The sequence below is a fragment of the Colwellia sp. BRX10-3 genome, assembly GCF_014077505.1.
Taxonomy (GTDB): Bacteria; Pseudomonadota; Gammaproteobacteria; order Enterobacterales; family Alteromonadaceae; genus Cognaticolwellia.
Genome location: NZ_JACGWA010000019.1, coordinates 1 through 23,548 on the forward strand (window position 1 = coordinate 1; position 23,548 = coordinate 23,548).

Annotated in this window: 15 protein-coding genes and 1 pseudogene; 10 read left to right on the forward strand and 6 right to left on the reverse strand. The window is 38.8% G+C overall.

Annotation, left to right across the window (positions count from 1 at the left end; translation table 11 throughout):
* The first annotated feature begins 560 nt into the window (after positions 1-560).
* From H4J38_RS16030 to H4J38_RS16040, 3 genes are read left to right on the forward strand one after another with little or no spacing between them, the layout of a single operon-like run.
* Positions 561-2,378 (forward strand): assimilatory sulfite reductase (NADPH) flavoprotein subunit, encoded by a 1,818-nt coding sequence (locus H4J38_RS16030; RefSeq protein WP_182133343.1) that lies wholly within the window; start codon positions 561-563, stop codon positions 2,376-2,378.
* On the forward strand, positions 2,378-4,120 hold the full coding sequence (gene cysI / locus H4J38_RS16035; RefSeq protein WP_182133345.1) for an assimilatory sulfite reductase (NADPH) hemoprotein subunit: 1,743 nt from the start codon (positions 2,378-2,380) through the stop codon (positions 4,118-4,120). Before H4J38_RS16030 ends, cysI begins: the two co-directional genes overlap by 1 nt.
* Positions 4,113-4,874 carry a phosphoadenylyl-sulfate reductase gene (locus tag H4J38_RS16040; RefSeq protein WP_182133347.1) on the forward strand — a complete coding sequence of 254 codons (762 nt, stop codon included), beginning with the start codon at positions 4,113-4,115 and terminating at the stop codon, positions 4,872-4,874. The genes cysI and H4J38_RS16040 overlap by 8 nt, the downstream gene beginning before the upstream one ends.
* A 93-nt stretch (positions 4,875-4,967) precedes the next feature.
* Here H4J38_RS16040 and H4J38_RS16045 read toward each other — a convergent pair whose 3' ends face one another.
* Entirely contained in the window at positions 4,968-5,873 is a 906-nt protein-coding gene (locus tag H4J38_RS16045; RefSeq protein WP_182133349.1) for a TIGR03899 family protein, read from the reverse strand.
* 354 nt (positions 5,874-6,227) lie between these two features.
* Here H4J38_RS16045 and H4J38_RS16050 point away from each other — a divergent pair, with 354 nt between their 5' ends.
* The gene (locus tag H4J38_RS16050; RefSeq protein WP_182133351.1) at positions 6,228-8,453 is read left to right on the forward strand and encodes an EAL domain-containing protein; all 2,226 of its coding nucleotides are present in this window, start codon (positions 6,228-6,230) and stop codon (positions 8,451-8,453) included.
* 56 nt (positions 8,454-8,509) lie between these two features.
* Here the strand turns inward: H4J38_RS16050 and H4J38_RS16055 are convergent.
* Positions 8,510-9,717: pseudogene (locus H4J38_RS16055) on the reverse strand (MFS transporter).
* A 130-nt stretch (positions 9,718-9,847) separates the two neighbouring features.
* Here H4J38_RS16055 and H4J38_RS16060 point away from each other — a divergent pair.
* The 3 genes from H4J38_RS16060 to fadA all read left to right on the forward strand — a co-directional run bounded on the left by H4J38_RS16060 (position 9,848) and on the right by fadA (position 13,680).
* Complete coding sequence (locus H4J38_RS16060; protein WP_182133353.1) at positions 9,848-10,132, forward strand: MazG nucleotide pyrophosphohydrolase domain-containing protein; 285 nt, start codon at positions 9,848-9,850, stop codon at positions 10,130-10,132.
* A gap of 206 nt (positions 10,133-10,338) precedes the next feature.
* Positions 10,339-12,501 carry a fatty acid oxidation complex subunit alpha FadB gene (gene fadB, locus H4J38_RS16065; protein WP_182133355.1) on the forward strand — a complete coding sequence of 721 codons (2,163 nt, stop codon included), beginning with the start codon at positions 10,339-10,341 and terminating at the stop codon, positions 12,499-12,501.
* Between the two features lie 15 nt (positions 12,502-12,516).
* Positions 12,517-13,680: an acetyl-CoA C-acyltransferase FadA gene (fadA, locus tag H4J38_RS16070; RefSeq protein WP_182133357.1), complete on the forward strand. Its 1,164-nt coding sequence runs from the start codon at positions 12,517-12,519 to the stop codon at positions 13,678-13,680.
* 515 nt (positions 13,681-14,195) lie between these two features.
* Here fadA and H4J38_RS16075 read toward each other — a convergent pair.
* Positions 14,196-14,738: a GNAT family N-acetyltransferase gene (locus H4J38_RS16075; RefSeq protein ID WP_182133359.1), complete on the reverse strand. Its 543-nt coding sequence runs from the start codon at positions 14,736-14,738 to the stop codon at positions 14,196-14,198.
* Between the two features lie 159 nt (positions 14,739-14,897).
* Between H4J38_RS16075 and H4J38_RS16080 the strand changes: the two genes are divergently transcribed.
* Positions 14,898-17,072 (forward strand): prolyl oligopeptidase family protein, encoded by a 2,175-nt coding sequence (locus H4J38_RS16080; RefSeq protein WP_182133361.1) that lies wholly within the window; start codon positions 14,898-14,900, stop codon positions 17,070-17,072.
* Positions 17,073-17,167: 95 nt separating this feature from the next.
* Here the strand turns inward: H4J38_RS16080 and H4J38_RS16085 are convergent, their stop codons facing one another.
* Both H4J38_RS16085 and H4J38_RS16090 read right to left on the reverse strand, forming a co-directional pair.
* The gene (locus H4J38_RS16085) at positions 17,168-18,094 is read right to left on the reverse strand and encodes a manganese-dependent inorganic pyrophosphatase (protein WP_182133363.1); all 927 of its coding nucleotides are present in this window, start codon (positions 18,092-18,094) and stop codon (positions 17,168-17,170) included.
* 373 nt (positions 18,095-18,467) lie between these two features.
* Complete coding sequence (locus H4J38_RS16090) at positions 18,468-19,436, reverse strand: class 1 fructose-bisphosphatase (protein ID WP_182133365.1); 969 nt, start codon at positions 19,434-19,436, stop codon at positions 18,468-18,470.
* A gap of 245 nt (positions 19,437-19,681) precedes the next feature.
* On the opposite strand from H4J38_RS16090, the gene H4J38_RS16095 reads away from it, so the two are divergent.
* Positions 19,682-22,117, forward strand: a complete 2,436-nt coding sequence (locus tag H4J38_RS16095) for a zinc-dependent metalloprotease (protein WP_182133367.1) — start codon at positions 19,682-19,684, stop codon at positions 22,115-22,117.
* Between the two features lie 88 nt (positions 22,118-22,205).
* Positions 22,206-23,021, forward strand: a complete 816-nt coding sequence (gene speB / locus H4J38_RS16100; RefSeq protein WP_182133369.1) for an agmatinase — start codon at positions 22,206-22,208, stop codon at positions 23,019-23,021.
* Positions 23,022-23,291: 270 nt separating this feature from the next.
* Here speB and H4J38_RS16105 read toward each other — a convergent pair whose 3' ends face one another.
* Complete coding sequence (locus H4J38_RS16105) at positions 23,292-23,537, reverse strand: hypothetical protein (protein WP_182133371.1); 246 nt, start codon at positions 23,535-23,537, stop codon at positions 23,292-23,294.
* Between the last annotated feature and the right edge of the window lie 11 nt (positions 23,538-23,548).

A 23,548-nucleotide genomic window follows, 5' to 3' on the forward strand; every position in this document is an offset into this window, starting at 1 on the left:
AACTCAGAAGTGAAACGTGTTAGCGCCGATGGTAGTGTGGGAGTTCCCATGTGAGAGTAGGACATTGCTAGGCTTCTATTTAGAAGAGCCCGATTCGAAAGAGTCGGGCTTTTTGCTGTCTGGGGAAAACATCTGTATGTAGCTGTCAGCTATTAGTAAAACACAATACAGTGTTCACATCTCGTGCAGACAAGTACTTTAGACTGACAGTTTATTATTTATAGTTATTTATTTGAAGAAAGCTAAAGCAACAATAGCAACATGTCCCCACCAACTCTCCTATGAATTTAGGCTTGATTGCATGTATGGTATTATCACATCTGTGTAGGTAGTAACCTTCAGATAAAAATACTTTTTTATTTATTATAGCGCTATAAATGATACTGAAATTACTTATATTGCCTAAATATAGCGTGCGCAATAAGTTTTAATAGGGATCAGTTTAACTTTTTAATATTTCTATATTCTATTTTGGCATAAAAAAGCCGTTTCTATTCTTTTTCTTTCGTAGTTAATCAGTCTATCCTTGCGTTATTAATTAGTAATGGGCGTATAGTCGAATGTTGCCGGAACAGCAAAAATTAAACCAAACCATGCTAGATACCAATCAATTGGCATCTTTTAAGCAAAGTATCAACGATCTTTCTCCGCTTCAATTAGCGTGGGCTAGTGGCTATTTAGCTGCTAAAGCTGAAAATACTGGTGCTTCGACAGCTCCTGCGGCAGTTGCAAGTGCAAGCGAAGTGTCAACTACATTAACTATTTTGTATGGTTCACAAACTGGAAACGCTAAAGGTGTAGCTAAGAAGTTGGCAGCGCAAGCAATTTCTGAAGGCTTAAGTGTTGAATTAAAAAGTATGGGCGAGATAAAGCCTAAAACCATTAAAAACATCACACATTTACTCGTAGTTGCCAGTACTAATGGTGAGGGGGAAGCGCCGGACGACGCTATAGCCTTACACGAATTTTTGGCTTCTAAAAAAGCGCCTAAACTAGAACATTTGCATTACAGTGTTTTGTCGCTTGGAGATACCAGTTATGAATTTTTCTGCCAGACAGGTAAAGATTTTGATCTGAATTTAGAAAAGTTAGGCGCTAAAAGAATGGCACCTCGTGTTGATTGTGATGTTGACTATGATGCCGATGCTAATACTTGGACAACTACAGTAATAACTCAAGCTAAAGCGCTACTTGAAAGCGAAATTGCAGCAAGTAATGTAGTAACTTTAGCAAAAGTAAACAGCACTGAAGCGCTTTATAACAAGCAAAGTCCGTATGTTGCAGAGTTATTGTTAAGTCAGAAAATTACTGGCAGAGACTCTGCTAAAGACGTACGTCATATTGAAATTGATTTAGGTGAATCCGGATTAACATATCAAGCCGGTGATGCTTTAGGTGTTTGGTTTGATAATGCAGTTGCACTTGTAGACGAGCTAATTACGGAACTAGGATTTGATGATCAAGAAATAGTTGTTGTAGGTGATGAAAGCGTAACAATTGCACAAGCATTAAAAACTAAATTTGAAATCACGCAAACGTCTATTCAATTTGTCGATTTCTGGGCCAATAAAGCACAGGCAACTAATCTTATAGCACTTTTAGAGGATAGATCTGTACTGCGTGATTATGCGGCGAATCATCAAGTCGTTGATGTTGTGAAATCAGCGCCATTACCTAATGAAACAAAATTAAATGCTCAAGAATTCGTTGATGCGTTGAGAAAAATTACGCCAAGACTCTACTCTATTGCATCTTCTCAAAGTGAAGTAGAAGAAGAAGTTCATTTAACCGTTGGCTTAGTTCAGTATCAAGCTGGAGATGCAAATCGTCAAGGTGGTGCTTCAGGATTTTTAGCCAATGGTATTGAAGAAGGTGGTGCGGTTAAGGTGTTTATTGAGCACAATGACAATTTTCGTTTACCAGCTAATAACGAAACACCAGTGATTATGATTGGCCCTGGTACAGGTGTAGCTCCGTTTAGAGCGTTTATGCAAGAACGAGAAGCCAACGATGCTACTGGTGATAATTGGCTGTTTTTTGGAGACCAAACCTTTACGCAAGACTTTCTTTATCAAGTCGAATGGCAAAACTACCTGAAATCAGGTTTGTTATCGAAAATTGATTTAGCATTTTCTCGGGATCAAGCTGAAAAAATTTATGTTCAAGATAGATTATTAGAAAATGCTGACGAAATTTTCTCATGGTTAGAGCGAGGCGCACATATCTACGTTTGTGGCGATATGAGTCGAATGGCAAAAGATGTTGAGGCAGCGTTGTTGTCAATTATTGCAACGAAAGGTCAATTATCTGAAGAACAGGCTACTGAATACTTAAAAGATTTACGTAACGCTAAGCGTTACCAGAAGGATGTATACTAATGACTGACTTGACTAATAAAGATCAGGCAAACGGCCCTTTAATTGTCGAAGGTAAACATGCCGATAATGAAAGATTAAAAGCGGAAAGTAACTACTTACGCGGCACCATTACTGAAGATTTGAAAGATAATGTAACTGGTGGATTTTCTGCTGATAACTTTCAGTTGATCAGAACGCACGGTATGTACCAACAAGACGATCGTGATATTCGTAATGAGCGTGCTAAACAAAAGCTTGAACCATTACATAATGTGATGCTGCGTGCTCGTATGCCAGGTGGCATCATCACGCCAACGCAGTGGTTAGCTATCGATAAATTTTCGCGTGAAAAGACCAGTTACGGCAGCATTCGTCTAACGACTCGTCAAACCTTTCAGTTTCACGGCGTATTAAAGCCTAATATTAAGTTAATGCATCAAACCTTGAATGAATATGGTATCGACTCCATTGCTACGGCAGGTGATGTAAACCGTAATGTGCTTTGTACAACTAACCCCATTGAGTCAGAGTTACACCAAGAAGCTTACGAGTGGGCTAAAAAAATTAGTGAACACTTATTACCTAAAACTCGCGCTTACGCTGAAATTTGGTTAGACGGCGAGAAAATTGAAGAAGGTAAAGATGGTAAAGAAGTTGAACCTATTTTAGGGCCAAACTATTTACCACGTAAATTTAAAACAACCGTCGTTATTCCTCCGCAAAATGATGTTGACGTACACGCTAATGATCTGAATTTTATTGCAATTGCTAAAGCCGGCAAGCTGATCGGTTTTAATGTTTTAGTGGGTGGTGGCTTAGCCATGACCCATGGTGATAAATCTACTTATCCTCGAAAAGCTGATGATTTTGGTTTTGTTGAGTTAGCGAAAACTCTAGATGTAGCAGCCGCAGTGGTAACAACTCAGCGTGATTGGGGTAATCGTGTTAATCGTAAAAACGCGAAAACTAAATACACCTTAGACCGAGTAGGTGTCGATACCTTTAAAGCTGAAGTTGAAAAGCGTGCAGGTATTACTTTTGCTGAAAGTCGTCCTTATGAATTCACGGGTCGAGGCGATCGTATTGGTTGGACGGAAGGTTTTGATGGCAAACATCATTTAGCGTTATTTATTGAAAATGGCCGTTTACTTGATAAACCTAATTTACCTTTGAAAACGGGTATGGCTGAAATAGCGAAAATCCATAAAGGCGATTTTCGAATGACCGCAAACCAGAACTTAATTGTTGCTGGTGTGGCAAGTGAAGACAAAGCTGAAATTGAACATTTAGCACGCGCACATGGCTTAATGGATGACAAAGTCTCTGTTCAGCGCAAAAACTCAATGGCGTGTGTTTCTTTTCCTACCTGTCCGCTTGCAATGGCAGAGGCCGAAAGGTACTTACCTGGTTTAGTCACTGATGTTGAAGCAATATTAGCTAAGCACAATGTAGCCGATGAAAGTATTATTTTACGCGTTACGGGCTGTCCGAATGGATGTGGTCGCGCGATGTTGGCTGAAATAGGCTTAGTCGGTAAAGGCCCAAGCAAATACAACATGCATTTAGGTGGAAATATTGCCGGTACGCGCGTACCTAAAATGTACAAAGAAAATCTTAATGAAGAAGATGTTTTACAGGAAATTGATAGCCTGGTTGCGCGTTGGGTAACTGAGCGAAATGAAGCTGAAGCTTTCGGCGATTTTGTTATTCGTGTAGGTATAGTTGACGAAGTAAAAGTCAGCAAAAGGGATTTTCATGACTAATATTATTAAAGCGAGTATACCTCCTGTGATTAGTAATAAATTTCCTGCGTCGTTACCTGAGCCTTGGTTAAAACAATGGAATGAACTATTAGAGAAACAGTCTGCAACACAGCGCGTAGAATGGGCGATGGAGAATTTACCTTCGCAATTCGTTTTATCATCGAGCTTCGGTATTCAATCTGCGGTAATGCTACATATGCTAACTCAGATTGAGCCTAATATTCCGGTATTAATAACCGATACTGGACATTTATTTCCTGAAACCTATCAGTTTATTGAAAAACTGACTGAGCGACTAAAGTTAAACTTACAAGTGTTCAGCGCTAAAGAAAGTGCAGCATGGCAACAAGCTAAGTATGGTCAAGAGTGGTCAGCAGGTGAAGACTCTTTAAAGGCTTATAATCGACGCAACAAAGTTGAACCACTAGAGCGTGGTTTAAGTGAGTTACAAGCAGGTACATGGTTTTCAGGCGTTCGTCGTCAGCAATCAAGTCACCGTGAAGGTTTATCGGTGGTGAGTATTTTACGTGGCCGTTTTAAAGTACATCCTATTATTGATTGGACAAATAAAGATGTTCATCAATACTTAACGGCAAATAATTTACCTTATCACCCGTTGTGGGAGGAAGGTTATGTTTCAGTGGGCGATGTGCATAGTACGCGACCTTTAACCGCAGGCATGGATGAAAGCGATACACGTTTTTCTGGCATGCAAAGAGAGTGTGGTCTACATACTGACGGTGATGGAATTTAACTCATTACAATAAAAAAGATGCGCTAGTCGCATTCTTTTTTGCTATGTAACTGCCAACAACATCCCATATATTAATCTTTATCAACGGATGTTCTAGCCATCTACAGCAAAATTTTCCGCTAATTTCGTTTTCACTGCAGTTAAATAACTTTCGTCTGCATTATCAGTAATTAAATGTGCGAGTTCAGTCCCAATGGGGGTGAATTTGTAAAAAGTCAGTATACAATCGGTTTTTTTTGCGACGAAACTCACTTGCTTGCCATTATAGTTAAACTGAATTTTCTCTCCCTTAGTAAGCGAATGACTTTCTGTTTCTTGTTCAAACATTAAGTGGTTATCGGCTAAGGTTAAAATGTCAGCGTAGCTTAAGCCAACTTGGTTAAGGTCGAGTCGCTGTTGGCGCTGTTTATTAAAAAAATTGAATAATTTTGGAATTTGATAAGCACCGCTAATCACGCGAATATTTTTTTTTCGTGTATCAGTCATAGCTAAACTGCAAGCTTTTGCTAACAGCTTTGCTTCAGTGATACTCATGGTTCTAAAAGTTTGTAAGGTTTTTAGTGAAAAAGATCCTGGTTGAGATACCTCACCAGCTAGAATTTTCGCCCATAAGTCTTGCATGCTTTTATTGCTAATACCTTCAGCAAATGTAACGAACGAGCTAAACCAGTCTTGGTCAGCTCTGTCAGTAATCGTTTCATCAGAACAATACTGGATAGCACGTAAAACGATAGCTTCCATATTTTGTTGTTTGCGTAACTCATCGAGTTTTTTGCGTCGATAAGCTCTATCTTCCAGAGGGGCTTGCTTGTTTTCTGGTAAAAATGCAGCATTAAGTGAAAAATTTTTCGCTAGTACTAATAATTGTTTTTGTGAAGAAGCATTAGCGCTTACGCTTTTTTTTGACGCAACAGGCTTTGCATCATGTTCGATGACAGCGTGTTTACTTTCCACTCCAGTATGCTCAATAACTTTATTTTCATCACTTATATTCGACACTAGCTGTATCCTTTAACACTATTAAATGCTGGAAAACCCAACATCACATCGCCAAAAAATTAATTATAGCGTATATATTAACTTTACTCATTGCATTATATTTTCATCCTTCCTTTACAAACACTAAAATATTATCTTTAATTTATAGGTATTTAAGTATTATTTAGGTATAGTTTTTATATATAGAAATTATTTATTATAAATAATACTCGAAAAATGAAAAATTTATTAAAACGAATTGTTGAATAATGTGATTTCGGCTTTTACTATGTATTCATATATGATTAAGATTTTTAATGAAATAGATATTAAAAAATTCTGCTAGTTGTTGTTTACTAGTGCATTGAGGATGATATGCAAGTTTCAGAAAATACGAACGACGACTTTTTGTTTATCGACGATAGTGATGAAGATGAAATCTTTGATTCAGCTATCAGGGACACTTGGAAGGTCTTAATTGTCGATGATGACCCTGAAATTCATTCAGTAACTAAACTTGCCCTATCTGACTTGGTGGTTTTAGGGCGTAATTTAGAATACTTACACGCCTATTCAGGCCAAGATGCATGTAAACTCATTGAAGAGCATGATGATATCGTTCTAGTTTTGCTCGATGTAGTGATGGAAAGTGATGATGCTGGTTTAGCCGTGGTCAAACATATCCGTGAAGAACTAAAGCGTGATGATATTCGTATTGTATTGCGTACGGGTCAACCGGGTTATGCACCCGAAGAAAGTGTCATTAAAGATTACGATATAAACGATTACAAAACAAAAACTGAATTAACTCGCCGTAAATTAGTAACCACGGTTTATGCCGCTATTCGCTCATATCAGCAAATCGACTCTGTTACCAAAAATAGACAGGGGTTAGAGAAAATTATTGGTGCAGCTGCCAGCTTATTAGAACAGCATTCTGTGCATGACTATGCGAATGGTGTGTTAGCAGAATTTAAAATGCTAGTTAATAACAGTAGAGGTGTTTTTTGTGCTCGCGGCCAAGGCATTGTAGATGGGGCTGATGACTTAAGTTTATATATTCTTGGACAAGACGGCTTATCTGAATCGAGTGTTAATCAAAAACTGACGACTTTGGATGATCGGGATGCAACTAGCCAAATTACCAGTTGCTTCCAGCAAAAACAGCATTTCTTTGGTGTCAAATATACATCATTCTATTTTGCTAGTGGTGGTTTTAGAGCCGTAATTCATTTAGAACTGACTCAAGCCTTAACAACCATTGAAAAGCAGCTTATTGAAGTTTTTCTGACCAATATAGCCACAGGTTATGAAAATGTTCATCTATTTCAAAAACTACGTAATGCGGCTTATAAAGATTGGTTAACTGAATTACCTAATAGATTAGACTTCGTCAATTTATTGGATGACTTCTGCCAAAGTGATGATGATAGATTAGTAACCGCACTTGTAGATCTTAATCATTTTAGTGATATCAATGATGGCCTAGGTCAAGATATTGGTAACCAGCTTTTAATGGCTGTATCTAAACGCATTCGAGCATTAAGTGACAAGAATCAACTGGCAAGAATTGGTGCAGATGTTTTTGGGATTATTGGTCCAAAAGAATGGGTTAACCCTGAATCATTATCCGCGCTTTTTAATCAGCCATTTGCGGCTGGTGAGCAAAATTTACTTATTAACGCTAGCTACGGTTTTTGTTCTAAAAAATCAGCCGGTTCTCGTGGCGTAAAAGTACTCAATCAAATTAATATTGCCCTTAATTTAGCCAAAAAATCGCTGCATGAACCATATGTTTATTATCACCAAGAAATGGAAGATAAAACACTTTGGCGTTTAGGTATGATCAGGCAATTAAGAACTGATTTTGCTGATAATCGCTTAGAACTTTTTTATCAACCGCAGTTAAGTTTAGCAACCGGTAAAATAATTGGTGCTGAGGCTTTACTACGTTGGAAAACCGCCGATGGTAAATTTATTTCACCAGCGGTATTCATTCCATTAGCGGAATATTCAGGTTTAATTATTGATATCGGCAATTGGGTTGTTGATCAAGCATGTCAGCAGCTAAATAGATTGGCAGCGAGTAAATTTCCAGATGTGAGTATTTCGGTTAATGTGTCTATTCCTCAGTTTAAACGCGATAATTTTGTTAATACCGTGATTGAAATAGCGAAATCTAACAAAGTTGATCCGAGTAAATTAGAATTGGAAATTACCGAAAACGTTTTAATGGATGAGCCTCAGGTTATCATTGACGCTTTGGTGAAATTAAAATCTCAGGGTATTAGTATTGCACTTGATGATTTTGGTACTGGTTTTTCTTCATTAAGTTATTTGCAAAAATTACCTTTAGATCGATTAAAAGTGGATCGTTCTTTTGTCAGTGAAATTGCCGAGCCAGGTGGTTCAATTATAGCTGACACTATTATCAATTTAGGTAAACAAATGAACTTAAAAGTAATAGCTGAAGGCATTGAAACTAGCGAGCAAGAAGCACAACTCATAGCATTGGGTTGTGATGAAGTGCAAGGCTTTTATTATGCTAAGCCTATGCCAGCTGATGAGTTCTTTAGTTGTTTAGAGAAAATAAACCGATAGCATAGAGGTGAATGATATCGGTATTATCTAGCTTAAATCTAGTTCAAACGGTTTATTTAAAGCACTTGTTTCACAAGTGCTTTTTCTTTTCTACGAAATTCTACATTTAGGCTCGGCTCGAAAGGCATTAACAAGGTTAATAATAAAGAGCAGCAGGCAAATCCAGCGCCGATATAAAATACCCACGAAGCATTTACTATCCAAACCATGCCAAGTAAAGCCGGGATAACCACGGCTGCAATATGATTAATAGAAAAACTAACCCCAGCACTTGCTGCAATATCTTCTGGTAACGCGATTTTTTGGAAATAGGTTTTTATCGCAATCGCCAACGCGAAAAATAAGTGATCTATAACATAAAGTACGGCCGCAATATGAGCGTTCTCAACTAAGCCGTACAGAATAAAAAGAATAGTTAGACCAATATATTCAAACCTTAAAACACTTCGTTCACTAACTCGACCAATAAATTGGCCTATTTTGGCGGCAAATAACCAATTAAAAACATAGTTGATCAGAAACAGCGCACTGACATCAGCAACACTATAATGGAATTTTTCTACCATCAAAAAACCAGCGAACACGACAAAAATTTGCCTACGAGCGCCACTAAAAAATGTTAAAGCATAAAATAGTAGATAACGTTTACGTAAGATTAATCGCCGAGTTTGCTCAGCAGGTGGCACGAAGTAAGGAAATGAAAAAGCTAGCACAATAGTAAGTACCAATGCGATGCCGCCAAATAGCAAGTAGGTTGCTTGATAGCTCCAGGCGAAGTGCTCCATTAATATCCAGATGCTGGAAAAGGCGAGTAAAGAGGCAATTGATTTGACTGATAACATGGGTCCTAAAAAGTGCGCAGTTTTGTCTTTACTGATCCACTGTAAAGTAAGTGATTGGTTCACGGTCTCGAAATCGTCATCTTTATATTAAAACCAACCGACATAATTATGGTGGTTAGGTATAAGCCAATAACTGACGGGAAAAATCCTGATGCTGCAACTCCTATGCTTGTTAAACCTAAAGAGACTAAAGCGAGCCTTTGTTCTTTAATAAACAATAAAACGTAAATTACGGTAAAAGCGAGAAAACCAGGAACCTCCCGTAGACTCTGCAATATTCCGATTTCTGCACCGGTAAAACTGGCTTTTTCAACCACAAAATTATTGAGCAAAGCCATCCATACGGAAAACACCAAAGGCATGATAAATGCCATAGCAAGCAGTAAGTTTTCTGGCGAGCGTAATTTAGTATTAAATGACATTATAAATCCAACAATAGGGTATTGACACTGACACTGCATTGTAAGTTAATTAAGCACTAAACACACCACCAATACATCAGGCTTATGTTGAGCAATAGTCATGTATTAAACCACTACACCTGAGGTATTTATGAATATTAATAAACTAGCTGAGCAAAACTATAATTGGGTTGAACGCATGGGTTGGCACAATAAAACTACTTTGGAAGCATTAGCATTAGTGGCGTCGGAAGTTGGCGAAGCGATAAATGAATGCCGTGGTGAAAAGCCAACCGAGGCATTTGGTGAAGAGTTAGCTGATATTGTACTGAGAGTTTTAGATATTGCTCATTGGCAAGGTATAGATATGGAGAGAGAGTTGCTCGATAAAATGAAAATAAATGAACAAAGAGGCACGCGCGGCCGCATTAAATAAAGACCTTGGTAAAATTAATACACTTAATTAAAACGCTTGTTTAAAAAAGTTTGCTTTCCCTTTCCTTTCAAGGCAAACTCATTGGCACTTTATTTCTTTTACTGGTTAATTAAATTTAACGGGTAAGCTAAATATCCACACGCTCGGTAGTAGTCTATGATTACGTATTACCAGTCAACCGACCCAAAAAAATCAGGAGAGTAGGCATGTTATTTCAAGGCAAAAGCCTTTCTGCCCAGTTGTTAGATGATGGCATTGTCGAATTTAAATTCGATGCACAAGGCTCAGTTAACAAATTTGATCAGGCAACGTTTAAAGAATATATCGCAGTTGTTGATGCGATTAATAATTGCAGTGAAGCAAAAGGGGTTTTAGTTACCTCTGGTAAGTCTTCTTTCATCGTTGGTGCTGACATCACCGAGTTTTTAGAAATATTTAAAAAACCGGAAGATGAATTACTGCCTTGGATAAAACAAGGTTCTGATGTTTTTGACTCATTTGAAGATATAAACTTACCGACAGTTGTAGCCATTAATGGTTTTGCATTAGGTGGCGGTTGTGAAATGAGTTTAGCCTGTGATTATCGTATTGCTGATACCTCTTGTTCCATTGGTTTACCGGAAGTTAGCTTAGGTTTAATACCTGGCTTTGGCGGTACCGTGCGTTTACCTCGTGTAATTGGCGCAGATAATGCTATTGAATGGATGTCGACAGGCAGAGCCTTTAAAGCTGAACAAGCAATGGCTGTTGGTGTACTTGACGCTGTAGTTGCACCAGAACATTTACGTGAAGCAGCAATAAATATGCTAAACCAAGCTATTGCTGGAAAATTAGATTGGCGTGCTAAACGTCAACCTAAGCTCGAAGCATTAAAGCTTTCGCCAACAGAAACCATTATGACTTTTAATACTTGTAAAGGCATGATTGCAGCGAAAGCGGGTAAACATTATCCAGCACCAATGGTGATGGTTAAAACGATTGAAGCGGCAGCAGGTTTAGGCCGTGCAGGCGCGATGGCATTAGAAAACGCTGGTTTTGCAAAACTAGCGAAAACCGATGCCGCCACCGCACAAATTGGTTTATTTATGGCTGACCAAGTGGTTAAAGGCAAAGCGAAAAAAGCCGGTAAACAAGCCACTAAAGCAGTGAATAAAGCGGCGGTATTGGGTGCAGGTATTATGGGTGGTGGTATTGCTTACCAATCAGCCTATAAAGGCACGCCAATTATCATGAAAGATATTAACGACCAAGCGCTTGATTTAGGTCTAACAACGGCTGCTGGCATTTTAACTAAGCAAGTTGAACGCGGTCGCATGACAGTTAAGAAAATGGCTGGCGTACTCAATAGCATAACACCGTCATTAAGTTATGACAGTCTTAAAGGTGTTGATATTGTTGTTGAAGCTGTAGTTGAAAACCCGAAAGTAAAAGCTATGGTGTTGGCTGAAGTTGAAAACTATGTTGATGAAGACACGATTGTGACTTCAAATACCTCAACTATTTCAATTGATTTATTAGCACAAGGCCTCAAACGCAAAGATAAGTTTTGTGGCATGCATTTCTTCAACCCGGTAAACAAAATGCCATTGGTTGAAGTTATTCGTGGTAAAGAAACCTCTGATGAAACCGTTGCTGCTGTTGTGGCTTACGCGGCAAAAATGGGTAAATCACCTATTGTTGTTAACGATTGTCCAGGTTTTTACATTAACCGTGTTTTATTTCCATACTTTGCCGGCTTTAGCCAATTAGTACTTGAAGGTGCTGATTTTGTCGCAGTTGATAAGGTCATGGAAAAACAATTTGGTTGGCCAATGGGTCCGGCATACTTACTTGATGTAGTAGGTATTGATACCGCTGATCATTGTACTGGTGTTATGTCATCTGGTTTCCCTACGCGTATGTCTAAGATTGATAATGATCCCGTTAGTGCTTTATATAATAAAGATCGTTTGGGTCAGAAAAATGGTAAAGGCTTCTACGATTACGGTAAAGATAAGCGTGGTCGTCCGACAAAAGTAGCAGCACAAGTAGCTTATGAATTGTTTGCTGGTGTTGAGAAAAAAGACTTTAGTTCGGATGAAACTATTGCTCGTTTGATGATCCCTATGGTGAATGAAGTTGTGCGCTGTTTAGAAGAAGGTGTGGTGGATACCGCAGCTGAAGCCGACATGGGCTTGATATACGGATTAGGTTTCCCTCCATTTAGAGGCGGTCCGATTCGCTACCTAGAAACTCTTGGATTAGATAATTTTATTGCTATGGCTGATAAATACGCGCACTTAGGCGAAATTTACCAAGTTACTGATGGAATGCGCGAAATGGCGAAATCTGGTCAGTCATATTTTACAACCGATGTTAAAACAGCTTAAGCGAAGGAGAAAATCATGAAAGAAGTCGTTATTGTCGATTGCATCCGTACCCCAATGGGGCGCTCAAAAGCCGGTGTTTTTCGTAATGTTCGTGCTGAAACTTTATCAGCACATCTAATGCAACAATTATTAGTTAGAAACCCTAACTTAGACCCTGCGTTAATTGAAGATATTATTTGGGGCAACGTTAAGCAAACTAAAGAGCAAGGTTTCAATATTGCTCGTAATGCGCAACTGTTAACGGATATTCCAAAGTCTACCGGTGCTGTTACCGTGAACCGTTTATGTGGTTCTTCAATGCAAGCACTACACGATGCAACAACTAATATCATGGCCGGTCAAGGCGATGTGTTTTTAGTGGGTGGTGTTGAACACATGGGTCACGTGCCTATGATGTACGATGTGGATTTTGATCCCGCATTGAGTAAACATATCTCACGTGCTGCTGGTAATATGGGCTTAACGGCTGAATTATTAGGTATGCAACACGGTATTACACGTGCTGAACAAGATGCTTTTGGCGCTCGTTCTCATCAACGTGCTCATAAAGCTATGCTTGAAGGACGTTGGGCGAATGAAATTGTGCCAACTTTAGGTCATGACGCCATGGGCGCTTTAACGCTTATCGAGCATGATGAAGTTATCCGTCCTGAAACGACCATTGAGAGCTTATCGGCATTACGTCCGGTATTTGATCCAGTAAACGGTACCGTAACTGCAGGTACTTCTTCTGCGCTTTCTGATGGTGCTTCTGCAATGTTAGTGATGTCAGCAGAACGCGCAAAAGCGATGGGCTTAACACCAAGGGTTAAAATTCGTGGTATGGCTATCGCAGGTTGTGATCCATCAACGATGGGCTTTGGTCCAGTGCCAGCAACTAAGAAAGCATTAAAACGTGCTGGCTTAACACTAGCTGATATTGAACTCGCTGAGTTTAACGAAGCATTTGCTGCCCAAGCATTGTCATGTGTACGTTCATTAGGTTTAGAAGATAAAATGGATGACATGATTAACCTTAACGGTGGCGCAATTGCTTTAGGCCACCCACTAGGTTGTTCAGGCACGCGTATTTCAGGTACGTTAATTAACCTAATGGAAGCGCAAGACGCTAACATTGGTTTAGCGACTATGTGTATTGGTTTAGGCCAAGGCATAGCAACCGTATTTGAACGAGTGTAGTTTTTACTAATCACAGGGTGTTAATTCTAAAAATTAATGCCTTGAGTGCAAGCTATCAGTTAACATAATAAATCGAAGCCCAACCTATGTTGGGCTTTTTATTGTCTGCTCTAATCGTTTTCCATTCTTCTTCACGGCCCTATCTGATAATTTTTATTATGCTTAATCTCTTTGTTTGTTGTTAAACAACGGCAAACAAAGTGAGATTGGCAATATAATTATAATGAAGAAATGAAGATGCCACTGAACACAGTAAAGGTAATTGAAAATATTTTTAGCACAGAAGAAAAAGCAACAATGATCGCCAAATTGACCGACACTATGGTCGCAATAGATTTGAGGGAATGCGCGCGGTGACTTGGATGAAAATAGAAGAAGTACCTCAGGACGAATGGGGATAGCGGGTACATAACTGACCGCCGATATGGTGAAAGAAATGCGAAAAGGTTAGTTGTTCAGTTTATCAAATAACTAAGCGAGCCAGCATGAAGTGGCTTAGTTATTTTATTGTGCTATTAAGTGTTTTCCATGCGATAAAGTACTACATCTAAATCACCTAACTGCGAGTCAGAATGAACATAAGCTTTGATATATTTCATGCCCAATTTTTTCATTACGGCAATTGAGGCAATATTGTCTTTTACGGCAACGGCACTAAAGAATTTATTGGCTGTCTGCTTAGCAAGTGCCCGTTGAATATGAATCGCCGCTTCTGAGGCGTAACCTTTCCCCCACGTTGATTGAAAAAATCGCCAGCCTAGTTCGATGTCATGCCAAATGGGTTGGTCAGAGAAAAAGTCCATTGGACGTACTAAAATCCAGCCAATGTCTTCTTGAGTTTCAAGTACGGTAACTTTCCATAATCCCCAACCTTTATTAACGTCTTTATAGGCGTTATGGCGCGGGATAAATACCTGGCTAATATCTTCGCGTGTGGTCATGTTACCGCTATTAATATAACGCATAACTTCCGGATTTTGATCAAGCTGATAAAGAAACTCACTATCAGTTTCATTAATAAGCTGATAACTAAGACGAGTTGAATTATCAATGTTCATGCTTTTACCATTTATCTACTTTTCAATAGCTTAATCATAGTAAGTTCTCAATCAAGTTTCATTAACTTTTACTTTTAACTAAGGCCATGCGGTAGACATCAATTATGTACTGCCATATGATTGCGGGTAATAATAACAATCTCATTTATTTGGTACATTATGAATTCTAAAAAGATAGTTTTAAGCTCTGCTGTTTTGATCGCATTGTGTGGTCTTACAGGCTGTGGTCAAGAAGCAGCAACGGCCTCGCCAGCTGAGAAAATAACGAGTGTTGTCGATGAAAGTACAATGTTAATTTATCAGACAACGAAAAAAGTGGCTGTTGTTGATGATTATTTTGGCACTAAAGTAACGGATAATTATCGTTGGTTAGAAGATGATATGAGTGCTGAAACCGCAGATTGGGTAAAAGCGCAAAATAAAACCACTTACGGTTATTTAGAACAAATTCCTTACCGAGATAAAATTAAATCACGCCTTGCCACATTACTCGATTATGAGAAAGTGAGTATGCCGTTTATCGAAGGTGAATATAGCTATTTTTATAAAAATGATGGCTTACAGAATCAGTATGTTTTATATCGCCAAAAAGGTAATGCACCTGCTGAAGTTTTTCTAGACCCTAATACTTTTAGTGAAGACGGCACAGTTTCGTTGGCTAATATTGAATTTAGTGAAGATGGATCATTAGCGGTTTACTTAATTTCTGAAGGCGGAAGTGATTGGCGCAAAGCGCGAGTTATGGATACTCAAACCAAAGAAGTACTTGAAACAGAATTAGTTGATATTAAGTTTAGTGGCTTGTCTTGGGTCGGTAATGAAGGCTTTTATTACTCCAGTTACGACAAACCTAAAGGTAGTGAGCTTTCTGCAAAAACTGATCAGCATAAACTCTATTATCACAAGTTAGGCACTGCACAGTTAGAAGATGCCTTAGTTTATGGCGGCAGCGAAGCACAAAAACACCGTTATGTTAGTGGTGAAGTCACTAAAGATGGCAAGTATTTATTGGTATCTGCAGCGGTTTCTACTTCTGGTAACAAACTCTTTATTAAAGATTTAACCAAAGCAAATTCAGCACTGGTTACGGTTGTTGATAATACAGATTCCGACACTTATATGGTCAATAGTAATGGCGATGATTTATTATTTGTCACTAATATGGGGGCACCAAATAAGCGCGTGGTTAAAGTTAATGCCTTGAAGTCAGCCCCTGAAAATTGGCTAAACCTTATTCCTGAAACTGAAAATGTGTTATCAGTTTCAACAGGTGGTGGCTATTTATTTGCCAAATATATGAAGCATGCCACATCGTTTATCCAGCAATATGACTTAACCGGTAAAAAAATTCGCGATATCGCCTTACCTGAAGTGGGCACTGCTGGTGGTTTTAGTGGTAAAGAATCGCAAAGTAAGTTGTATTACTCGTTTAGTAATCAGAAAACTCCTTCAACGACTTTTACTGTAGATGTTGCAACGGGTGAGTCTGTTGTACATATGAAATCGAAAGTAAATTTCAATAGCGATAACTTTGAATCTAAACAGGTTTTTTATAGCTCTAAAGACGGTACTAAAGTGCCGATGATTATTACCCATAAAAAAGGGTTAGTGCTTGATGGTAGTAACCCGACTATTTTATATGGTTATGGTGGTTTTAATGTCAGCTTACAACCGCAATTTAGCTCAACTCGTGCTGCTTGGTTAGAGTTAGGTGGCGTTTATGCCGTGGCTAATTTACGTGGTGGTGGCGAGTACGGTAAAAAATGGCACAATGCTGGTACGCAGTTGAAAAAGCAAAATGTCTTTGATGACTTTATTGCCGCTGCAGAATATCTAATTAAAGAAAAAGTAACTTCTTCAGATAAGCTTGCGGTCATGGGTGGTTCTAACGGTGGTTTGCTTGTTGGTGCAGTAATGACCCAACGTCCTGAGTTATTTAAAGTCGCATTACCAGCAGTAGGCGTACTTGATATGCTGCGCTACCATACCTTTACGTCAGGTGCTGGTTGGGCTTATGACTATGGAAAATCTGATGATAATGCAGAAATGTTTAATTATCTTTTAGGCTATTCGCCAGTACACAATGTTAAAGCGGGTACACACTATCCTGCAACATTAATAACAACCGGTGATCACGATGATCGCGTAGTGCCTGCACATTCATTTAAGTTTGCTGCTGAGTTACAAGCAAAGCAAACTGGCGCTAACCCAACCTTAATTCGCATTGAAACTGATGCGGGTCATGGCGCGGGTACGCCGATAAGCAAAACGATTGAGCAATATGCCGATATTTATGGTTTTACGCTATTTAATATGGGCGTGAAGGCTATTTAATTGCTGGCGTTAAAATAGCAAAAAGCCCAGCAATTGCTGGGCTTTTTAATATGTACTTATGTTTAGTACTACTAGCTACTTAATTAATGTTTAAGTTACTTAGCAAAGGTATTTTGTAATGGTGGGACAACTTGCTTTTTACGACTCATAACACCTGGAAGCCAAACTTTACCATCAACCAAAGTAATATCATAAGCTTTTTCAACAATGCTAATATCGTCGCTTACCACTAGAAGTTCTGAGCCTTCTTGCATAATGTCGGTAAGTAGCAACATCACGGTATGACGATTACCTTCTTCTTTAACTGCTTGTAAATCTGCGTATAAATCAGCTTTCATATCATCGAACAAGGCTAAATCAATTACTTCTAATTGGCCTATGCCTACGATGTTGTCGCTCATGTTAAAATCTTTAAAATCTCGAAGCACAAGTTCACGAACAGGTGTGCCGGCTACAGATGATTTAACGGTGAACATTTCCATGCCCAAGCCTTTGTAATCTTCTATGCCTGCGATTTCAGCTAACGCCTCAACACATTTAATATCTGCAGTTGTACAAGTTGGAGATTTAAAAATAACCGTGTCTGACAAAATGGCACACATCATAGCACCGGCAATATTCTTAGGAATTTCAACACCGTGAAAGTCATACATCATTTTAATAATAGTATTGGTACAACCTACCGGGCGAACCCAAATTTCTAACGGAGTAGAAGTCGTAATATCACCTAGTTTGTGGTGATCGATAATACCCAAAATCGTGGTATCGTCAATATCGTCAGGGCCTTGAATTCGGTCTGAGTGGTCAACAACATAAATACCGTCAGTGTCAGCGAAGCTCAATTTAAGCTCAGGTTGCTCTAAACCAAACTTGTCTAAAATGAATGCAGTTTCAGGTGAAAGCTCACCTAAACGAGCAGGTTGTACATCTTCACCAATATTGGTTTTTAAATATGAAAGCGCAATGGCTGAACAGATTGAATCTGAATCAGGCACTTTGTGTCCTACGGCATAAGCGGGCATAAATTGTATCTCCAAGCGCTGTTAACCTAATAACGGCACTACTATATAAGTATTTTCTAGAATATGGCGCATATTCTAGCAAAAATTCCTAGTATTAGCCTAGTCACTATTTACACTGTTTCATCAGGCTTTAGTCATTGAACTTGGTCATTCGTCGCCAACAGTTGAATTTTTATGGCAGCTCTCTAAGTGCTGTTGCCAAGGTTATTCCTTTACCAACAACACAAAAGTCCTACCTTGTATACTTGTTCTGGCCGGGTCTATAACAGTGTTTAATAACCATAAATCATCCTGATTAGCATAAATTAAAACACCTGACATTTTCAGGTGTTTTAATGCTTATATACATTGTTATATCGAGTAACTTTTAAGCTTACTTGTAATAAGCTAAACAGGCTTCAACTTCATTTTTAGAACCCATGATCACTTCAACACGTTGGTGGATATCTGACGGTTCAATATCCATAATGCGTCCTTCGCTGGTCATGGCTAAACCACCGGCTTGCTCAATTAAAAAGCTCATCGGGTTTGCTTCATACATTAAACGTAATTTATAAGGCTTTTCTGGATTTTTATTGTCAGCAGGGTAAGTAAATAAACCGCCTCGACATAATACGCGGTGAATATCACCAACCATAGCGGCTATCCAACGCATATTGAAGTTTTTGCCGCGCGGTCCCGTATCACCGGCCAATAAATCATTTATATAGTTCTGCATTGGTGCTTGCCAAAAGCGTTGATTTGACATGTTTACGGCAAACTCTTGAGTATCTGCCGGTACTTGCACATTGCGCTCAACTAATAAAAAACCACCGTGGGTGCGATCAAGTACGTAAAAATGGGTACCGCTACCTGTTGTCATTACTAGCATGGTTGATGGACCATAAAGGACATAACCGGCACAAATTTGCTTGTTGCCTGATTGTTTGAACATATCAGGGTTGCTAGCGTCCATATCTTCTGGCGCATGATGAATCGAGAATATAGTACCAATTAGTGAGTTAATATCGATATTTGAGCTACCGTCTAGTGGATCAAATGACACGATATATTTACCATTTTCATCACCTGCAACAGAGGTATCTTCTTCCTCAGAAGAAATAGCTTTTACAAAACCAGACTCTAAAAGAATGTCTTTAAATAGTTCGTTGGCAACCACATCAAGTTTTTTCTGGACTTCACCTTGAATATTTTCATCCAATGTTGAGCCCATAGTGTCACCTAAGTGCCCTTGGCTGACGCGAAAGGAAATTTCTTTGGTGGCAGCTAAAATGGTTTTAATTAATGAAATTAAATCTAACGGTACATTATCTTCACGTAAAGCGGGAGCTAGTCGTTGCATCGGGTTACCTAATTACTTTAGAGTCGAACTCTTTTTATAGAGTTAATTATATATCGCATTAAATTTTCGATGTTATGATAAATTATCAAGACATCAAAAGTTGCTTAAAAAAAAGTATCTTGCAAGTACCAAGGTTACTTTTAAGGCAATTATAACAAGAATATGAGTATTTTCAGTACTTCTAATGATTTTAATTTTAACTAGGTATGCAACTAACTTAGTTTTACCGACAGTAAGGATATGAAATGACGTTTTTCACCCGAATATTAACTTTATTTTTTTGTTGTGTGCTTTTAACTCAAGCACAGGCTAAGGAACCACAGAGTTACGCTGAATTCATTAAAGGTAAACAATACCAGCAAGGCTATTTCTCTTTTTATCTTGATGATAAAACAGGTCAGGCGTTCTTAGAGATTAAACAATTCGATGAAGAATTTCTTTTTCAAAGTGGCTTGCCACATGGTGTAGGATCTAACGATATTGGTTTAGATCGTGGTCAACTTGGTGATACTCGGTTAGTGCGTTTTGAAAAAGTCGGCGATAAAGTATTTTTAAGACAACTTAATACCTATTATCGTGCTGATAGTGATAATGCTTTAGAGCAACAAGCGATCGATGAGGCTTTTGCCAGTTCCATTATTTGGGGCTTTAAGGTTAGCCACAGTTCGGCAGACAACAGCAAAACCTTAATTGATTATACGCCATTTTTATTATCAGATATTCATAACCTATCAGCACAATTAAAACGCGCCAAGCAGGGCAGTTATAAGATTGATGCTTCTCGCAGTGGTGTTTATAAAACGCGCACGAAAGCCTTTCCAAACAATACCGAATTAGAAGCAACGGTTACTTTTACTGGTTCAGAAGCGGGTGTTCACTTGAGATCAGTTACGCCTGATGCCTCAGCGGTTACAGTTAATTTACATCACTCGCTCATTAAGTTGCCTGATAATAGTTATCAAACGCGAAAATTTCACCCTTATAGTGGTTTCTGGCAGCACTCTTATGCAGATTATGCCAGCGCAATTGACGAGCCATTAATTAAACGCAATATTCCTCGTCACCGTTTAAATAAGAAAAATCCATCAGCTGAAATAAGTGAGGCAGTTGAACCTATTATTTATTATTTAGATGCAGGCGTACCAGAGCCGGTTAAGAGTGCCTTGCTAGATGGCGCTCGTTGGTGGGATCAAGCATTTTCAGCCATAGGTTATAAAAATGCTTTTCAGGTTAAGTTACTGCCAAACGACGCTGATCCTATGGATGTTCGTTATAATGTTATTCAATGGGTACATCGAGCAACGCGAGGTTGGTCTTATGGTTCATCCGTTATTGACCCACGTACCGGTGAAATTATCAAAGGCCATGTAACACTAGGCTCTTTGCGTGTTCGTCAAGACTATTTAATCGCCCTAGGCTTAACGTCACCATTTAAAAATGCCAATACTGATACTAGTGCCATGAAAGAAATGGCCCTAGCGCGTATTCGTCAATTATCCGCCCACGAAGTTGGACATACTTTGGGCATAGCACACAATTTTGCTGCTAGTGTTAATGAGAGAGCGTCAGTAATGGATTATCCACACCCATTAATTACGATTGATAATGGGCAAGTTAACTTAGCAAACGCCTATGCAAAAGATATTGGTGAGTGGGATAAATATGTTGTTGCTTATGGTTATGCTGACGTAGAAAAAGCACAAGAAGCACAATTTTTGACTAAGCTAGTTGCCGCAACACAGCAACAGGGATTTAAATATGTTTCTGATCCTGACGCAAGGCCGCAATCAGGCGCACATGCTACAGGGCATTTATGGGATAACGGTAAAGATGCAGCAGCAGAGTTGCAACGGGTTTTAGACGTTAGAGCGCTAGCATTAGCAAACTTTGGTTTAAACAGCATTCCTATGGGTACGCCAATGTCTGAACTAGAGCAGGTATTGGTGCCTATTTATAATTTCCATCGTTTTCAGGTGCAATCCGCCGCGAAGTTAATTGCCGGCGTTGACTACGGATATCAACTACGCAGTGAACAGTTTACTAATCAACAACAAATGGTTGCTGGTAAATCACAACGAGCAGCACTTGATGCACTAATGACAACGTTATCAGTAAAAACATTAACACTGCCGGCTGAAATTACGGCCTTAATACCACCTAAAGCATATGGTTATAGTCGTGATAGAGAAAGTTTTATCAGCCAAACAGGATTAACGTTTGATCCCATTAGTGCTGCAGAGGCAAGTGCAAAACACACGCTTTCGCAATTACTTAATACCGGACGATTAGCGAGATTACAGCAGCAAGCTATGCTTGATGAAGATATTCCGTCAGTAGCGTTTTTATTAAATAAATTGGTTAATGAAACGGTCAAATCTGCGCCGAAAAGCTCAACAGAACTGTTAGTTCAACAACGGGTAAATCAGCAACTAGTCGAGCACTTAATTGCTCTTTGGCATAGCAAAAATGTAGTGCCAGAAGTTAGAGCTGAAGTTTATGTAACATTGACTGATATAGCACAGTGGCTAGCCGATAAACGTAGCACACGAAAATATAAAGGCTCAGGAGCTCACTTTCAGTTATTAACGCAGCAAATAAATTACAGCTTAGCTCATGACAAATCATCGACACCTGCATCTATGCTGACACTGCCGCCAGGTTCACCTATTGGTAGCTATTAAGTACCATAATTATCGGTTAGTCGTTTATATGGGCCATTTTTGGTAATTAATTAAATGGCTCATATAAACGTTTACAAAAGGTAAGTAGATGACAAAAAATCAAGCCTTCAATGTCGCACTTTTAGGCGTACCATTTGATGATAACTCTTCGTTTGAGCGCGGTCCTGCACTCGCGCCAAGTAAAATTCGTGAAGTGCTTAATCACGGTTCATTAAATGGAGCTACAGAGTTGGGTGTAAATTTGCGCGAGTCAAAGCAATGGCTTGATGCTGGTGATATTCATATAAAGCCAGCTGATAATTTCATTGTCGAAATAGAGCAACGTTGCGATCAGCTATTATCTGAAAATACACGTTTATTAACTTTAGGCGGCGATCACAGTATTAGTTATCCGATCCTAAAAAGTTACCGTAAATTTTTTGATAAAATAACGATATTACATATTGATGCTCATTCTGATTTATATGATTCTTTCAAAGGTAATCGCTACTCAAACGCCTGTCCTTTTGCCCGAGTAATGGAAGACGGTTTATGTGAGCGCTTAGTGCAAGTAGGCATACGAACGTTAAATTTGCATCAGACTGAGCAAATAACAAAGTTTAATGTTGAATCTTTAGAAATGAGGCATTGGCCATTGTCGCAACCGCTAGTGTTTGAGCATCCCGTGTACCTATCGCTTGATATCGATGGTATTGATCCCGCCTTTGCGCCAGGGGTTTCACATCGAGAGCCAGGAGGCTTAACAAGTCGTGAAGTGATCAACCTTATCCATCAAATAAATATGCCACTTGTTGGCGCTGATATTGTTGAGTTTAATCCGAACAAAGATATTGATAATATGACAAGTCAATTAGCTGCAAAGTTAGTGAAAGAGGTCGCAGGTAAAATGCTTTGTGCATTTTAATTTAGGCATGAACTTAGTTTGATTAAGGATAAGAAAAAACGGTGCTGAACAGGAAGGTATTCAGCGCCGTTGTGCAAATAGCAAATAATGTAAAGTGAACTGTGCACAAAAAACTTGACCGTTTGGAAAGTATTAAACCTGATTATAAGCGCATTGTCTTTAGTTTCGTTTGATTTATATTCAATTGTTCTGCTGTATTTGTATGTTCTTCTGTACAGTTATCGTTCGTTAAGGGCTTTTTAGACCAAGTGAGTACCAAGATATTACCCGCTAAGATAAACAACAAACAACTAAGGTGTATGTGGTCCAAGTAAATCCTTCAACAACTGTTGAAATAATTACAGTAACCGCTGGAAACATAACTGAAGCATAAGATGTCTTATGCGCGCCAATACAGTTGAGTAATGTTAGATAGCTAGCCAACGCAATAATAGAAACAAAAATAGCCAAATAAAGTAATGAAATTACATACGAAAACTCGTAGTCAAATTTAAAGCTCTTACCTTGAACTGTCACGATTAATGCCA